Here is a 15,984-nt window from a genome sequence, read left to right as displayed (position 1 = left end):
TGACGGTAGAGTGTACCGATGCCAACACCGGCGCGCCGCGCGATGTCTTCGAGGGAGCCTTCAATGCCACGTTCCGAGAAAACCGCTGCCGCGACTTCGAGCAGCTTTTCCCGGTTGCGTCGCGCATCGGCGCGCATGCCCTTGGCTGCCGACGGGGTTGGCTCGGAATTTTCTGGCGGCTTGGCAACCAAAATCTGCTCCATGCTCATGGGGGCTTGACCACGAGCAACAAGGTCTTAAGATAAGCGGAGGCCCCTCCGTTTAAGTGGAGTCCGTTTGCCTTCTTATCGCAGAATCGGTGCCGGTGTCATGTCTCTCATACGCATAGGCTGGTTTTGAACTTTCTGGCAGGCGGCAGGTGTCCGCATCCCGGGCCGCCGACTGAATCTGCATCCGCTACAGCAGGAGCAATAGAATGACCGGAACAATCGACTTGAAGCTGAACATCAATGGCAGGGAGCAGCAGCTTGCCGTCGAGCCGCGTGTGACGCTGCTGGACGCCCTGCGCGAGCATATTGGTTTGACCGGAACCAAGAAGGGCTGCGATCAGGGGCAGTGCGGCGCCTGCACCGTTCACATCGATGGCAAACGCGTGCTCGCCTGCCTGACGCTTGCCGCCCAGGCCGAGGGCCGCGCGATCACCACGATTGAAGGCATCGCGGCAGAAGATGGCGAATTGCATCCTGTCCAGGCAGCCTTTCTCGAGCATGATGCCTTTCAGTGCGGTTATTGCACGCCGGGACAGATCATGTCGGCGGTTGCCTGCATTCGCGAAGGACATGCGGGATCTGACAACGAGATTCGTGAATATATGTCGGGCAACCTCTGCCGGTGCGGGGCCTATTCCCATATCGTGGCTGCTGTCCGTGAAGCTGCGGAGGCCGCATCATGAAGAATTTCACCTATCTGCGTGCAGGTTCGGCGGACGAGGCGCGCACGGCCGCCGCGCTTGCCGGGAGCATGATCCTGGCCGGCGGCACCACATTGCTTGATCTTGCCAAATGCGGGGTTGCCGAACCGGAAACCGTCGTCGATATCACGCATCTCACCGGCCTTGACCGCATAGAGGTCGACAGGACCCGGGCATCGATCGGATCGCTTGCCCGCATGAGTGCGGTGGCCGATCATCCCGCAATGCAGGACGCCTTTCCGGCCGTCACGCAATCTCTGGCGCTGGCAGCCTCCGCGCAAATCCGCAACATGGCGACCATTGGCGGCAACCTGCTGCAGCGCACGCGCTGTCCCTATTTCCGTGACGCGGCCGTATTCCCCGCCTGCAACAAGCGCAGTCCCGGCTCCGGGTGCACTGCCCTTGGCGGCGTGACCCGCAATCACGCGGTTCTGGGAACGAGCGACGCCTGCATTGCCACCTATCCGGGCGATCTGGCTGTCGCGCTGGTTGCCTTTGATGCGGTTGTGCATCTGGGAAGCCGCGAGATACCGATCGATGACTTCTTCCTGCTGCCCGGCAATCATCCGGCTCGCGAACACGCCATGGAGCGCGGCGAAATCATCACCTCCGTAACAATACCGCTATCAGCCGCCGCACGGCGCTCCACTTACCTCAAGGTCCGCGACCGGCAGTCCTATGAGTTTGCTGCCGCCAGCGCCGCTGTCGGGCTGGAACTGGATGCCGACGGAAGGACGGTTCGCGATGTGCGCATAGCCCTTGGGGGCGTTGCAACGAAGCCGTGGCGGGCCCGCGCGGTGGAGGCGGCATTGATCGGCAAGGTGCTGGAACCGGAGCTGGTCCGTCAGGCCAGTCTCCTTTCCATGCATGGCGCGGCTGATCACGGCGCGAACCACTACAAGATCGATCTTGCTCCGCGTGTGATCACGCGCGCTGTCCTGCAACTGGGAGGTCTGGCATGACTTTCATCAATCCAAAGGCCAAGCATGGCGATGCATCCGACGGCAATCTCGGCGGACGCCTGTCAAGGCTCGATGGCCCCGCCAAAATCACCGGCAGTGCGACCTATGCGGTCGAACATCAGATCGAGGGGCTGGTCCATGCCGTAACGGTGCAGAGCACGATTGCAGCCGGTATCGTAACATCCGTCGATGCCAAGGCTGCGGAAGCATCGCCGGGCGTGCTCCTGGTGTTGACGCCCGACAATATCATGCCGCTGAAGTCAGCGACGACGTGGGCCGGTACGCCCGGCCCGGAAGGTCCGTTTCTGGCGCTGCCGAGGATTGTGAGCTTCAATGGCCAGCACATCGCTGCCGTTGTGGCCGAGACCCTGGAGCAGGCCACGGCCGCCGCCGCCCTCATCAGGGTCACTTATGAGGAAAAGGAGCATGTTTACGGCCTCGACGACCCCAGGGCCGGGGACGGGGTGCCGATCGAGCGCATGACGATGTCCCGGGGCGATGCCGAGAAGGCATTGGCCGAGGCTCCGGTGCGGATCGAACAGGAATACCGGACGCCGCGCGAATACAACGTTGCCATCGAACCGCACGGCATCATCGCGCAGTGGGAGGGGGACAGCCTCACGCTATGGGAGCCAAGCCAATGGATCGACGGCATGGCCCGTTCTTACGCCGAATGGTTTGACATACCGTTCGAGAATGTCCGCATGATCTCGCCCTATATCGGCGGCGGCTTCGGCTCGAAAGCGCTGTCGCTGCCGCATGGCGCCGTTGCCGCGATCGCCGCGCGGATGCTTGGCAAACCGGTGAAGCTTGTAGTCACGCGTCCGCAAACCTTCACCGCCTATGGCGGCCGTCCCGCCACCCGTCAGACATTGGCCCTTGGGGCAACCAGGGAGGGCAAACTCCTTTCCGTCGTGCAGCATGGCGTCAACGAGACATCGATGCTTGGCGTTGCGGTCGAGCCGCTCGGTTCTGTCACCGCGATCATGTATGCGGTGCCCAATTTCAGCTCGCGGCAGAATGTCATTCCGCTCAACACGGTCACCCCGGGTGCCCTGCGGGCGCCGGGAGAAAACCCCAGCGCGTTCGGCATTGAATCGGCGATCGATGAGCTTGCCTATGAAGTGGGCATCGATCCCCTGCAGATCCGCCTGCTGAACTATGCCGAGGAAGATCCGGAGGCGAAAATTCCCTGGTCGACCCGTCGGCTGCGGGAGGCCTTCGCCGCAGGCGCGGAAGCCTTCGGCTGGTCAAAGCGCTCGCCGGCGCCGCGTTCGATGCGCGAAGGCAACCAGCTGATCGGCTGGGGTGTCGCGGCAGGGACCTATCCGGTGCGGCGCACACCTGGTGAGGCGCTGGTCCGCATTCTCGCCGATGGCACGGCGGAGGTCGCGAGCAGCAGCATCGACATGGGGCAGGGAACCTATACGATCCTTGCCCAGACCGCCGCTGAGGTTCTGGGCATTCCGGTTGACCGGGTTCGCGTGAAACTCGGAGACTCCGCCTTGCCCCGGGCACCGGTTGCCGGCGGCTCGCAACTTGCCAACCTGATGACGGGCGCTGTCCACAAGGCAGCCCACGCGGCACGCGATGAGCTGATCGGTCTTGCGCTCAATCATCCGAGTTCGCCTTTTCTCGATCAGCAGACCAATACCCTGACCATTGCCGATGGCGTGATTTCGACGCCGCGGAGTGAAAAGCCCAATATTTCCATCGCCGATTTCATGAGCGTCATCGGGCAGGAAAAGGTTGAGGCGTTGCGCGATACCCTGCCGGAGGACAAGAAGAACACGCAGGACCGCTACAACAACTTCACCACCATGATGACGATGAAGCCTCCAACGGAAGGCGGCTATTCCCTGCACAGCTGGTGCGCGCATTTTGTCGAGGTGCGGGTTGATGCGGATTTCGGCACCGTGCGTGTCTCGCGCATGGTCTCGGCGCTTGATTCAGGCCGCCTGTACAATCCCAAGCTGGCGGAAAGCCAGTGGCGGGGCGGCATCATCATGGGCATCGGCCAGGCACTGCTGGAGGAGGGCGTCGTCGATCCGCGCTACGCCCGCGTGATCAACAACAATCTCGGCGACTATCTCGTGGCGACCAATGCGGATATCCCGGATCTGCAGGTGATCTCCGTGGGTATCCCCGATCATCATGCTTCCGTGCTCGGCGGCAAGGCGGTTGGAGAATTGCCGATCGTTGGCGTGGCTCCGGCCATAGCGAACGCGGTTTTTCATGCCACGGGAAAACGCATCCGGGACCTGCCGATCACTCTCGATAAGCTCCTGTAAGGCCTGCCCGCAGACAGGAAGCCATCTGACGATATGTGTTTCGCGCATGCATGGCGCGAAACACGCTTGTTTGAGCATATTCCTGCGGAGATAGGCGGTCATTGGCAAAACAATGCCTCCTCTCGAAACTGATCTTCTCTACCTTGCAGCAGCGGCGGCGTAATGGCATGGCTGAAAAGCATCTGCCACGGCGTTGCCACGCTGGTAGACCTGTATGATCGATTGTTGGTGAGAGGAAACCTGTTCAATGCCTGGCCCTTATGTTGTGCGCGTTCATGGTGACGAAGACCTTCCGGAAAAGGTGGATGTAGTCGTTGTCGGCGGCGGTATCATAGGAGCCTCGACGGCGCTCGAACTGGCCGAACGGGGCCTCAAGGTGGCCCTGTGTGAAAAGGGCGGCATCGGCCAGGAACAATCCAGCCGCAATTGGGGATGGGTGCGTATATCGCGCCGTGACCCGCGCGAAGTGCCGCTGATGGCGGAGGCGTTGCGCCTGTGGTCCGGTTTTGATCAGCGGCTTGGCCGCGATACCGGGTATACGCGTGCGGGTATTCTGTTCACCGCGCCGGATGACAAATCCTACGAGGAAAACCAGCGCTGGCTGCAGAATCTGGAGGGTTATCAGCTGGAGAGCCGCATGATCAGCGGCAAGGAGCTCGACGATCTTCTGCCGGGCGGACATCTGCCCCTGAAAGGTGCCCTGTATACTCCCGTCGATGGGCGGGCTGAACCGCAGAAGGCGGCACCCGCCATCGCTGAAGCGGCGCGTGACAAAGGCGCGTCCATCCTCACGGAATGCGCGGTGCGGGGCATCGAAACAACCGGCGGCAAGATATCCGGTGTTGTCACGGAACGGGGGACAATCGGATGCAGTGCGGTCGTGCTCGCCGGCGGCGCGTGGTCCAATCTGTTTTGCGGCCTCTATGGCATCGACCTGCCGCAACTCAAGGTGCTGAACACCGTCATCCGCACCAAGCCGCTGCAGGGAGGCCCGGAAACGGCGCTCTGGTCCAAGGATTTTGCCATCCGCAAGCGTCAGGACGGGGGATACACCATTGCCTCCGGCCATGAGAACATTGTCGATATCGTGCCGAAATCATTCCGCTATGCGCGGCAGTTCCTGCCGGCACTGAAACTGGAATGGAATTCCCTGTCCTTTCGCTTGGGCGGCCGTTTCTTTGACGAGGCGCGCATGCCGGCCAAATGGAAAATGGATGAGGCAAGCCCGTTCGAGTATCACCGGGTCCTTGATCCCAAACCATCGCTCGATCTGTCGAACCGCTTTTTCGACAGCCTCAAAGCGGCATTTCCCGTATTCAATCAGGCGGAGATTGCCCAGCGCTGGGCCGGCTATATCGACGCCACGCCTGATGCTATACCTGTCATTTCGGCCGTCGACGAAATCCCCGGCTTTCACATCGCCACGGGCTTTTCCGGCCATGGGTTCGGCATAGGACCGGCTGCCGGGCGTTTGATGGCCGATATCGTGACCGGGCGCACGCCGGTGGTGGACGCGGCGGCTTTCCGGTTTTCCCGTTTCAGTGACGGGTCCAAGATAACGCCGATCACCGGATTTTGAGTGTGGTGCACAATGACCAATGCAACGGCAGTTTCAAAAAAGCGCGCACTATGGTCGCGTATTCTTACAGAGGCAGCGACGGTGAGCGAGCGCGAACCGACGCTTTCCGCGTTTCTGCAGCACGCGGTATTGCGCTTCGACAATCCTGAGGATGCGCTGTGCCAGCAGCTGGCGGATGTTCTCGCCAGCCCGGTCGTGACAAGCGAAAAACTATGGGATCTGTTCAGCGGCGTGCTGAAAGAGAACCGGGCGGTGCTGTCCGGAATGGAGGCGGATGTCAGCGCCGTCCTTGAGCGCGATCCTGCCACCAGGAGCGCATTGCATGTGCTGCTCTATCTCAAGGGGTTCCACGCGATCCAGGTCCACCGGTTTGCCCACCATTTGTGGAATACGGGCCGGGAGGATATGGCTGCTTTCCTGCAATCGCGATCGTCACGTGTTCTGCAGGTCGACATTCATCCCGCCGTGCGCATGGGAAAGGGTGTGTTCTTTGATCATGCCACCGGCATCGTCGTCGGCGAAACCGCCGTGATCGAAGACAATGTTTCCATTCTGCAGGGCGTGACGCTGGGCGGTACGGGGAAGGACACCGGAGACCGGCATCCCAAGGTGCGCCACGGCGTTCTCATCGGTGCCAGTGCCACCGTTCTTGGCAATATCGAGATCGGCGTCAATTCCAAGATCGGCGCCGGTTCGGTTGTCCTGAAATCCGTCGAAAACAGGAAAACGGTGGCAGGTGTTCCCGCCAAGGTCATCGGCGGCGTGCAGGAAAGGGAGCCAGCCCGTTCCATGAACCAAATTCTTTATGATGTCGGGCTTTGAACTCTGCGGAAGACGATCGGCCTATCCCGTCGGATTGTCGTTGGCTATTCCGCGCTTGTCAGTTTCTTTCAGCCGCGCCATCGAGAATTTCAGGACATTTTGCACGACATCCAGCTCGTGACGGCCGGTGGGCGTCGCACCGCGGGCATCTTCGGTGAGTTTCAACATTTTCCGGAGCAATTCGCGAATTTCGAATTCGGACAATGGAGCCATTGTTTGAATGTCTTCGATACGCATCGGTTTGTTGTCGCCGTGTTCATGCATCACGATTCCCATTGAAATCCTTTTCAGCCGGGGTGTCTGGACATGGGTTTCTTCAAGTCGCGCAAGAATTGAAAATTATTACCGCCACAATCGCGTTGCGTTCGGACAAGTCTAACCGGTGCTTGGATCACCATAGAGATGGCGGTTGATCGCTCCCGTCATTTTTGAACAACGACATTGCAATATGCCTATTCATTGCACTTGACCCCATTGCGCAATCTGAAACATAGTCGGGAGGCGGATGGTTCCAAGGAAAAACACCGGTCGATTGCCGGTGAAAATCAACATCCGCACTTGGGGGCGGGCATGACGATACAGGGCAAAACACCATTCGGGTCAGCCAGACCCTGATGCGCACCTTTGTGTTTCTGGGGATATTCTTTCTATTCTGGATTACCACGACTCCATTTCCCGATTTGAGCGCTGTCATCAATCCCGCCGATCCGCGCTCCGACGCACTTTATCAGGCGGTGATGCTGCTCCTCTCCGCCATGCTGCTCTTCTTCGGTTTGCGACACCCCCTCCGGCGAATGATCCTGCAGCCAGCCGCTCTGCTTTCGGCAATTTTCATCTGGTATATCTTCGTTTCGATCCTGTCGCTTCACCCGGACGTTGCCGTGAAAAGGGCCATTCTTGGCGCACTGGTTTGCATGAACGCGAGCATATTCCTGCTCCTGCCAAAATCGGAGCGGCATTTTGCGGCACTTCTGAGTTTGGCCACCCTGGTGATGCTGGGATTCGCTTATTGGGGCGTCACGGTCTGGCCGCAATATGCGATTCACAATATCGGCGATTTTGCCGAACGGGAACTGGCAGGCGATTGGCGCGGTCAGTTCTCGCACAAGAACATCACCGCAGGCGTGATGGTCATATCGGTCTTCTTCGGCCTGTACGCATGGTCATCCCATCTGCGCCTGAGGGCCGTTGTCATTGTCGTCCTGTCAACATACTTCCTGTTCAGGACCGGTGGTAAAACCTCTTCGGCAGCTCTGCCGGCCACGCTTGTTCTTGCAGCCCTGTTCGAGCGTTTGCGATCGCTGCGTTTCCTCATCGTTCTGGGCGGAATTATCGCCATCAACTTCGTCACGGTCGGCGCGGCTTTTCTCGAGCCGGTGCGCGAGCTGCTGGCCTCGGTCGGAATAGACCCGACATTCACGACACGCACCGATATTTGGCGGCTTGCGATCAATGCGGTGGCACGGCAGCCGATCACCGGATACGGCTTTGACGTGTTCTGGGGGTCTCCTGAACTGATTTATGGCGGCGGCCAGATCGAAAGCGGAGCGTTGAACGCGGGAACCGCCCACAATGGCTATGTTGATACGCTCGTTTCAGCTGGAATTCCCGGCCTCATACTCATCTTCGTCTGGCTGTTGATTCTGCCGATCATTTATATCGAGCGGGCAGAAGAACAGGGAGGAAACCCGCATCTGACGCGCCTTTTCTCCCGTATTTGGCTCTACGTGATTTTTGCGAGCTGTACGGACACCCTTTTCTTCCAGAATCGCAATCCGGTCTGGTTCGCGCTGCTCATTGCCGTCTTTGGCCTGCGTTTTCAGGCCAAGTCGGACATGATCGAGAGTGCCGTGCCAAGGGTGGCAACGGGTGCCTTGTCGGCGCAGCCCACGTAAACCATCCCGATAACCGATGGAGTTTCATGACAATCCGTCGGGCTGACGCGCCCCGCACGCGCTTCGGTACTTGGCATTCTCGCTATCTTTCCGTGACAGATTTCCCTCGGCTGCTGCCCGCAACCGGGCGCTTTGTCGTGACTCAAAACCGTCTTGTTATTTGTATTACTATATTATAGTAATACGCCTGAGGTCTGGGAGGATCTTGTAAATTTGACCAATTTCGGGAGGAGACGTCATGATTTCCATGAAGAGAATTCTGCTTGCCAGCACGGTTGCCATGTTGTGCGCTGGTGCTGCGCATGCGGCTGATTTGACAGTCGGTTTTTCACAGATCGGCTCGGAGTCGGGCTGGCGTGCGGCTGAAACATCCGTGTCGAAGATCGAAGCCAAGAAACGCGGCGTCGATCTCAAAATTGCCGATGCCCAGCAGAAGCAGGAAAACCAGATCAAGGCGATCCGCGGCTTTATTGCGCAAGGTGTCGACGCCATCTTCATCGCCCCGGTCGTGGCGACAGGGTGGGACACTGTTCTTGCCGAGGCCAAGGAAGCCAAGATCCCGGTCATTCTTTTGGACCGCACCATCGAAACAGCCAATGACGGTCTCTATTTGACTGCGGTTACGTCCGATACCGTCCATGAAGGCAAGGTTGCCGGCGAATGGCTCGTCAAAGCGGTGGCCGGCAAGGACTGCAAGGTTGTTGAATTGCAGGGAACGGTTGGTTCAAGTCCTGCCATCAACCGCAAGAAGGGTTTCGAGGACGGAATCGCCTCGGCCACCAATATCAAGATTACCCGCAGCCAGACTGGCGACTTTACCCGTTCCAAGGGCAAGGAAGTCATGGAAGGCTTTCTCAAGGCGGAGAACGGCGGCAAGAATATCTGCGCTCTCTATGCGCACAATGACGATATGGCCGTTGGTGCGATCCAGGCAATCAAGGAAGCCGGGTTGAAGCCGGGCAAGGACATTCTCGTCGTGTCTGTCGATGCGGTGCCTGATATTTTCAAGGCGATGTCCGAAGGGGAAGCGAACGCAACGGTTGAGCTGACCCCGAACATGGCGGGACCAGCCTTTGATGCCTTGAAGGCATTCAAGGACAGCGGAAAAGCCCCGCCAAAGTGGATACAGACGGAATCGAAGCTCTACACACAGGCCGATGACCCGAAGAAGGTCTACGAGGAAAAGAAGGGCCTGGGATACTGATCAGGACCACCGTGCCAGCCGTCCCGTTCGGGCGGCTGGTTACCGATCGGAAATCCGCTGATGGGGAGACGGCGCAATGACGGACAAACCCGGTCTTCTTGCGGTAGAGGGTATTTCCAAATCATTTGTTGGTTTCAAAGCGTTGGATGGCGTTGATTTCACCGTCAGGCCGGGGGAAATCCATGCGCTTCTCGGCGAAAATGGCGCGGGGAAATCAACGCTGATCAAAGTGCTGACTGGTGTCCACCAGCCGGATGCCGGCGTGATCAAAATCGACGGGCAACCGGTGGCCATGCGGGATACGCAGCATGCACAACATCTCGGTATCGGTACAGTTTACCAGGAAGTGAATCTGCTGCCCAATATGTCCGTTGCCGATAATCTCTTCATCGGGCGCCAGCCAATGCGGTTCGGCTTTGTCAACCGCAAGCTGATGGAAAAACAGGCGCGGGAATTGCTGGCGCAATATGACCTGCATCTGGATGTTTCGTCCGATTTGTCCCGTTACTCCGTTGCTGTGCAGCAACTCGTGGCAATCGCCCGCGCTGTCGATATGTCGGGGCGCGTTCTTGTCCTTGATGAACCGACCGCCAGTCTTGATCGCCATGAGACCGAGATCCTGTTCGCCATACTCCGCCAGTTGCGCGCACGCGGCTTTGGTATTGTTTTCATTACGCATTTCCTCGATCAGGTCTATGAAATCTGTGATCGGGTCACGGTCCTGCGCAACGGAAAGCTGGCCGGCAGCGCTTTGACTGCGGAACTTCCAAAGATCGATCTGGTTTCCCTGATGCTTGGACGGGCCTTGGCGGTCGCAACGCACAATACGCGCCATGACCGGCCTGTCCCCGCCATCAAACCGTTCTCTTTCAAGGGACTTGGGCGCAGCCGCAGCATTGCGCCGTTCGATCTCGATATCGGTGAAGGTGAAGTGATCGGCATGGCGGGGCTTTTGGGATCCGGCCGCACGGAGACCGCCAAAATCCTGTTCGGAATCGACGCCGCGGACACGGGGCATATCCGCATAGACGGACATCCCGTACTCATCCGCACACCGCAGGACGCTGTCGCCTGCGGGTTCGGTCTGTGCCCGGAAGATCGCAAGTCCGACGGAATCATAGGCGACCTTTCCGTGCGCGAGAATATTTGCCTGGCGTTGCAGGCCCAGAAAGGCTGGTTCAACCGGTTGTCGAGCCGTGAGCAGATCAGCCTGGCCGACAAATTCGTCAAGGCGCTCGATATCCGCACCACGGATATTGAGAAGCCGATCAAATTTCTATCCGGCGGCAACCAGCAGAAGGTTATTCTTGCCCGCTGGCTTGCAACCAATCCCCGGTTTCTCATTCTCGATGAGCCGACGCGCGGTATCGATGTGGGCGCGCATGCCGAGATCATCGCGCTGATCAACCGGCTTTGCGACGATGGCATGGCACTGCTTGTCATCTCCTCGGAGATCGAGGAAATCGTTGCCTACAGCACCCGTGTCATTGTCCTGCGGGATCGCGCGCATCGCGGGGAAATTTCCGGTGACGATATCACGACATCAAACATCATGCAGATCATTGCTGCTGAATCTGAAGGGGTCCCTGCATGATCCGTCTGAATACTGCAGCGTTGACGAAAGCCATGCCGCAGCTGCTTTCGCTGATGCTCATACTGTTTCTCAATTATCTGGCATTCCCCGGATTTTTCGAAATACGTCTTCAGGACGGCCGGCTGTTCGGCAGCCTGATCGATGTCCTCAATCGCGGTGCCCCGGTGATCATCCTGGCAATCGGCATGACCGCTGTCATCGCCAGCCGCGGTGTCGATCTTTCGGTCGGCGCCGTCATGGCCGTCTCGGGCGCGCTGGCTGCAACCATGACCGTCGCCGGTTATCCCCTGCCTGTCGTCATTGTTGCCGCCCTCGGCACGGGTCTGGCGTGCGGCCTGTGGAACGGCATTCTCGTCGCCTATTTCGACCTGCAACCCATCGTGGCGACCTTGATCCTCATGGTGGCCGGCCGCGGCATTGCGCAGCTGATCACCGAGGGTTCGATTGTCACCTTCACCGAGCCCGGCCTGATCTTCTTCGGAACAGGCTCTTTTGCCGGCATTCCCATGCCCATCCTGATCGCGGTCTCGCTTCTCGTCGTGGCGATTGCCGTGGTCAGGCGCACGGCAATCGGGCTGCTGATCGAATCGATCGGCATCAATCGAAGCGCGAGCAGCTATGCCGGACTGAACAGCAAACTGCTGCTGCTCGTCATCTACGGGTTTTGCGGGTTTTGCGCTTCACTGGCCGGGATCATCATTGCCGCGGATATTCGCGGTGCCGATGCCAACAATGCGGGTCTCTGGCTGGAACTGGATGCAATTCTCGCGGTTGTCGTCGGCGGGACCTCACTGTTTGGCGGCCGTTTTTCCATTCTCATGTCAGCGCTTGGCGCAGTCATCATTCAGGCGATGAACACGGGGATATTGCTGTCCGGCTTCCCGCCCGAATACAATCTCATCCTGAAAGCGCTGGTCATCATTGTCATCCTGCTGGCACAGTCATTTTCATCCCTGGGCGGATGGGCATTTCTCAAGGGGGAATTCCGCTCGAAGGGGGGAAAGAGACAATGAACACACGCCTTTTGCCCCTTTGTGCCACACTGCTCATCTGCCTCATTGCCTACGCTGCGTGTGTTTTCCAGTTTCCGGCGATGTTCTCGACCCGCGTTGCCGGTAATCTGCTGACGGACAATGCCTTTCTGGGAATTGCCGCTGTCGGCATGACGTTCGTCATTCTTTCCGGCGGCATTGACCTCTCTGTGGGATCGGTGATTGCCTTTACCGGGGTGCTTCTGGCCGTCCTCATCACGCATTATGGCGTTCATCCGCTGATTGCCTTTGCAATCGCGCTTTTGATCACCACGGCTTTCGGGGCAAGCATGGGCGCGATCATCCATTACCTTGAAGTGCCGTCCTTCATCGTCACGCTGGCTGGCATGTTTCTGGCACGGGGCATGTGCTTCGTGATGACAACGGATTCAATCCCGATCGATCACCCGATCTATACGGCATTGCAGGGGCTGTTCTACCGGTTGCCAGGCGGCGGACGGCTGACCTTCATCGGTTGCCTCATGGTGCTGGTATTTTTGGTCGGTATCGTCGTTGCGCATTTCAGCAAGTTCGGTTCCTACATCTATGCGGTGGGCGGAAACCGCACGTCGGCCGAGCTGATGGGCGTGCCGGTTGCCAGGACCACGATCGGCATCTATGCGATGTCGGGCTTCCTGTCGGGGCTCGCCGGAATTGTCTTTTCGCTTTACACTTCTGCGGGTTATTCGCTCGCCGCTGTCGGCGTCGAACTCGATACCATCGCGGCAGTGGTGATCGGGGGGACATTGCTGACCGGGGGTGTCGGTTATATCGCCGGTACGTTCATCGGCGTGATCATCCAGGGGATTATCCAGACTTACATCGTCTTTGATGGAACCCTGTCCAGCTGGTGGACAAAAATCGTTGTCGGTGTCCTTCTCTTCTCGTTCATTGCCTTGCAACGCATATTGGTGTTCCTGTCACTGAAGAGAACAACGGCAACCAGTGGGGGGTGATTTGCCACGCAACGACCTTTCAAACTACGATTTCCGGACGGCAGGCCATTCGCACACGCATCACGGCCATGTCATGCGCGCGCTCGGCTTGCGCATCATCAGCGGTGACTACGCGGAGAACAGCATTCTGCCGGGTGACGCCGAGCTGTTCGAGCGCTTCGGCGTATCGCGGACGGTGCTGCGCGAAGCACTGAAGACGCTGGCGGCCAAAGGCCTGATTCAGCCGCGCGCCAAGATTGGCACGCGCGTGCTCGAGCGCTCGCATTGGAATCTGTTCGACCCGGACATTCTGGTCTGGCATTTCGAGGCCGGCCCCACGCCGGAATTTCTGTCGAGCCTTCTGGAAATGCGTCTGGCGCTCGAACCAGAAGCGGCGGGCCTCGCCGCGCGCCGCAGAACGACCACTCAGCTCGAAACACTCTATAAGTGGGTTGAAAGAATGGGGGAGGCGGGCCAATCCGCATCCAGTTTCGTTGACAGCGATCTTCAATTTCATATCGCCATTGCCGATGCGTCTCACAATCCCTTCATGCGCTCGATCAGCGCGCTGATCGAGGTGGCGTTGGTGACCACGTTCACGATCAGCTCGCCGATCCCGAACCCCGAGCGCCACAGCTATTCGGTGGCGCGCCACAGGGCCATTGCCGATGCGATCAGGGACCGCAATGTGAGTGCTGCCAAAAAGGCCATGCGCGGGGTTATCGAGGACGGTGCGGAACGCGTTCTTGCCGCGACAAAAGGCGTGCAGAACGCCGATTGATGCTGTCAGCGCTTCCCGGCCACCCCTGATGACAGCACCGGGGGCATCGCCACAGAATGGGGTCGTTCCGCAAGCATGCTCGCGATATCGCGATCAACCTCGACGATCAGGATTCGAGCCGGAATGTTCAGCGATAAAATCGCCCGATTGTCCCATTTCCGGCGGCTTAAGTCACGACGCCATATATTTGGTTATGTTTCGACGGGAGAAAATGGTGTGACTGGCGCTCTGGCATTCACGCTTCAGGTAGATAGAGCTGCGGCCCCCGACTATAAACCCATCCGTTTTCGGCCAAGACCATTTTCTTTTGCCAGAGCAGAGCGCCTGGTCGAATAATTGGGTGCAACCATCGGATAAGACGAGTCCAGGCTCCATTTTTCGCGATAAGCTTCCGGCGTTAGTCCATACTCGTTCATAATATGACGCTTCAAAGTTTTGAACTTCTTTCCGTCATCCAGGCATATGATGTAATCGGCCAATATCGATTTGTTCGGATTAACGGCTGGCGCTGCCTTTTGCGCTACGGGAAGCGGCGCATTTTCAAGCGCAACTTTGTCAAGCGCGGCGTGAATTTCCGTAATGACCTTGGGCAATTCGGTCCAGGGTATCGAACTGCGCCGAACATAAGCCGCCGCCAATTTGGCTGACAATTCGACAAGCAGAACTTTATGTTTCAATGTGTCATTCCGGTCGTCTTTCACGATGATCCTTTTGACTTTGTGTCTGTCGGATATATAAGTATTCGCTGAAGTACATTAAATTGAATTGGATGCAAATTAAAGATTGAAGTGAAAAATATTCGAGAAACGAGGAGGCTTTATGCAGCAATAAGGCGGCGTTGTTTTGTATTTTGATTTGATCCGAAGATTGCGCATTTCGACACATTCGCTTCATGCGAACGATTATAATGGGAGGAAACAGCATGGCCATTTCACGTAAGGAAGAAGCGCGCGCTTTGAGTGCGGAAGAGCGAGGCCTCGTCGACAAATCCCACCATCCTGAGCTGCAGGACTTGAATGACGCGGAACTGGCCAATTTGGTCAAGCTGTTGCGCGGGCAGCGGGACAAAGCCCAAACGCAGGCGCATCGCCGTCGCCGCGAAATGCGTGGCAAAGCGGCACCGAAGGGTGCAACAGCATCGACCAAAGACGACGGTTCTCAATTGAAGGTTGCGGTTCTCGCCATGGCGATGCGTCGTCTCAACAATGAAATTGAACGCCGCCGTCGACTGACGGCAAGCATCGAACTGATTGAAAATGCACGCAAGGCGTTGAACATGAAGCAAGGCGCGAGAAAAGATGCCGCTGAGCTGAACACGCGTCACGCGCATCAAGGTTTGCGGGTCATCGAAAACTCCAAGGTTGGAAGCTTAATTCGGCCAATGGAGCGCGGGCGGCAGCGGGCAGCGGCAAAGGTGGCGCAGGCGAAGCGGGACGCGCGGTAACATTGAACGATCCTTTCCGGCAGGAATTGCATCAACTTCCGGTGAGCCCCTGTTCAGGTCGAGACGCTTGTGTCAGATAGAGATCAATGACGAGATATTCTGCCATCCGTATGTTCATGTTTGCTTTCGCTTTGCTCGGGCTCCTGCTCGGGCCGATGGCGGTTTTCGTGAGCGGTGCGGCTATGGCCGACCAGAACATGCCCGTCATGATGGGCATGGGCGACAAGGTTGAAACGGCAGGCATGCCGATAGATATGTCATGCTGCCCGGAAAAGCAGGTCAAGGTTCCAGACTGTTCCAAGGACTGCCCATTGAACGTTCTGTGTGTCGCCAGCTTTTCCAGCCTGTCGATGGCGGATGTCGATACTTTTTCGATCTTCGGGCAAAAGGACCTGCTTCATCCCGCTGTCTTTGAAGCATTGGCGTCACGCATAGGCGATCCGCCGCACCGACCTCCAAGCATCTGATTGTCATCGACGCGCGAGCGTCATTCCGACGAGTGGTACCACCGCTCGTCAAGCCGCGTAGCGTCTGCT

At 58.1% G+C, this 15,984-nt stretch carries 16 protein-coding genes; 13 read left to right on the top strand and 3 right to left on the bottom strand.

The window, feature by feature from the left end:
* The coding region (locus RDL77_RS20975; RefSeq protein ID WP_288194581.1) for a TetR/AcrR family transcriptional regulator at window positions 1-203 on the bottom strand (203 nt) is incomplete at its 3' end.
* A gap of 212 nt (window positions 204-415) precedes the next feature.
* Between RDL77_RS20975 and RDL77_RS20970 the strand changes: the two genes are divergently transcribed.
* From RDL77_RS20970 to cysE, 5 genes are all read left to right on the top strand, one after another.
* Window positions 416-892 (top strand): (2Fe-2S)-binding protein, encoded by a 477-nt coding sequence (locus RDL77_RS20970; protein ID WP_288194578.1) that lies wholly within the window; start codon window positions 416-418, stop codon window positions 890-892.
* Window positions 889-1,872: a xanthine dehydrogenase family protein subunit M gene (locus RDL77_RS20965; protein WP_288194577.1), complete on the top strand. Its 984-nt coding sequence runs from the start codon at window positions 889-891 to the stop codon at window positions 1,870-1,872. The genes RDL77_RS20970 and RDL77_RS20965 overlap by 4 nt, the downstream gene beginning before the upstream one ends.
* Window positions 1,869-4,163, top strand: a complete 2,295-nt coding sequence (locus RDL77_RS20960; protein ID WP_288194576.1) for a xanthine dehydrogenase family protein molybdopterin-binding subunit — start codon at window positions 1,869-1,871, stop codon at window positions 4,161-4,163. Before RDL77_RS20965 ends, RDL77_RS20960 begins: the two co-directional genes overlap by 4 nt.
* Before the next feature lie 247 nt (window positions 4,164-4,410).
* Window positions 4,411-5,742: an FAD-binding oxidoreductase gene (locus tag RDL77_RS20955; RefSeq protein WP_288194575.1), complete on the top strand. Its 1,332-nt coding sequence runs from the start codon at window positions 4,411-4,413 to the stop codon at window positions 5,740-5,742.
* A gap of 12 nt (window positions 5,743-5,754) precedes the next feature.
* Window positions 5,755-6,564, top strand: a complete 810-nt coding sequence (gene cysE, locus RDL77_RS20950) for a serine O-acetyltransferase (protein ID WP_288194574.1) — start codon at window positions 5,755-5,757, stop codon at window positions 6,562-6,564.
* Between the two features lie 21 nt (window positions 6,565-6,585).
* Here cysE and RDL77_RS20945 read toward each other — a convergent pair whose 3' ends face one another.
* Window positions 6,586-6,732 carry a hypothetical protein gene (locus tag RDL77_RS20945; protein ID WP_288194573.1) on the bottom strand — a complete coding sequence of 49 codons (147 nt, stop codon included), beginning with the start codon at window positions 6,730-6,732 and terminating at the stop codon, window positions 6,586-6,588.
* A 446-nt stretch (window positions 6,733-7,178) separates the two neighbouring features.
* Here RDL77_RS20945 and RDL77_RS20940 point away from each other — a divergent pair, with 446 nt between their 5' ends.
* The 6 genes from RDL77_RS20940 to RDL77_RS20915 all read left to right on the top strand — a co-directional run bounded on the left by RDL77_RS20940 (window position 7,179) and on the right by RDL77_RS20915 (window position 14,004).
* On the top strand, window positions 7,179-8,459 hold the full coding sequence (locus tag RDL77_RS20940) for an O-antigen ligase (RefSeq protein WP_288194572.1): 1,281 nt from the start codon (window positions 7,179-7,181) through the stop codon (window positions 8,457-8,459).
* Window positions 8,460-8,706: 247 nt separating this feature from the next.
* On the top strand, window positions 8,707-9,663 hold the full coding sequence (ytfQ, locus tag RDL77_RS20935) for a galactofuranose ABC transporter, galactofuranose-binding protein YtfQ (protein WP_223615812.1): 957 nt from the start codon (window positions 8,707-8,709) through the stop codon (window positions 9,661-9,663).
* A 76-nt stretch (window positions 9,664-9,739) separates the two neighbouring features.
* On the top strand, window positions 9,740-11,257 hold the full coding sequence (ytfR, locus tag RDL77_RS20930) for a galactofuranose ABC transporter, ATP-binding protein YtfR (protein ID WP_288194571.1): 1,518 nt from the start codon (window positions 9,740-9,742) through the stop codon (window positions 11,255-11,257).
* Entirely contained in the window at window positions 11,254-12,270 is a 1,017-nt protein-coding gene (locus RDL77_RS20925) for an ABC transporter permease (protein ID WP_223615810.1), read from the top strand. Before ytfR ends, RDL77_RS20925 begins: the two co-directional genes overlap by 4 nt.
* Window positions 12,267-13,244, top strand: a complete 978-nt coding sequence (gene yjfF, locus RDL77_RS20920; protein WP_288194570.1) for a galactofuranose ABC transporter, permease protein YjfF — start codon at window positions 12,267-12,269, stop codon at window positions 13,242-13,244. Before RDL77_RS20925 ends, yjfF begins: the two co-directional genes overlap by 4 nt.
* 1 nt (window position 13,245) lies before the next feature.
* Window positions 13,246-14,004: a FadR/GntR family transcriptional regulator gene (locus RDL77_RS20915; RefSeq protein WP_223615808.1), complete on the top strand. Its 759-nt coding sequence runs from the start codon at window positions 13,246-13,248 to the stop codon at window positions 14,002-14,004.
* Between the two features lie 269 nt (window positions 14,005-14,273).
* On the opposite strand, the gene RDL77_RS20910 is transcribed toward RDL77_RS20915, so the two are convergent.
* The gene (locus RDL77_RS20910; RefSeq protein WP_223615807.1) at window positions 14,274-14,681 is read right to left on the bottom strand and encodes a MucR family transcriptional regulator; all 408 of its coding nucleotides are present in this window, start codon (window positions 14,679-14,681) and stop codon (window positions 14,274-14,276) included.
* 245 nt (window positions 14,682-14,926) lie between these two features.
* Between RDL77_RS20910 and RDL77_RS20905 the strand changes: the two genes are divergently transcribed.
* Together RDL77_RS20905 and RDL77_RS20900 are read left to right on the top strand one after the other, a co-directional pair.
* Complete coding sequence (locus RDL77_RS20905; RefSeq protein WP_223615806.1) at window positions 14,927-15,448, top strand: hypothetical protein; 522 nt, start codon at window positions 14,927-14,929, stop codon at window positions 15,446-15,448.
* A gap of 86 nt (window positions 15,449-15,534) precedes the next feature.
* Window positions 15,535-15,915: a hypothetical protein gene (locus tag RDL77_RS20900; RefSeq protein ID WP_288194569.1), complete on the top strand. Its 381-nt coding sequence runs from the start codon at window positions 15,535-15,537 to the stop codon at window positions 15,913-15,915.
* Window positions 15,916-15,984: the final 69 nt, after the last annotated feature.

The organism is uncultured Phyllobacterium sp. (genome assembly GCF_902479695.1).
Taxonomy (GTDB): domain Bacteria; phylum Pseudomonadota; class Alphaproteobacteria; order Rhizobiales; family Rhizobiaceae; genus Phyllobacterium; species Phyllobacterium calauticae.
This window is presented reverse-complemented; position numbering and strand designations above follow the sequence as displayed.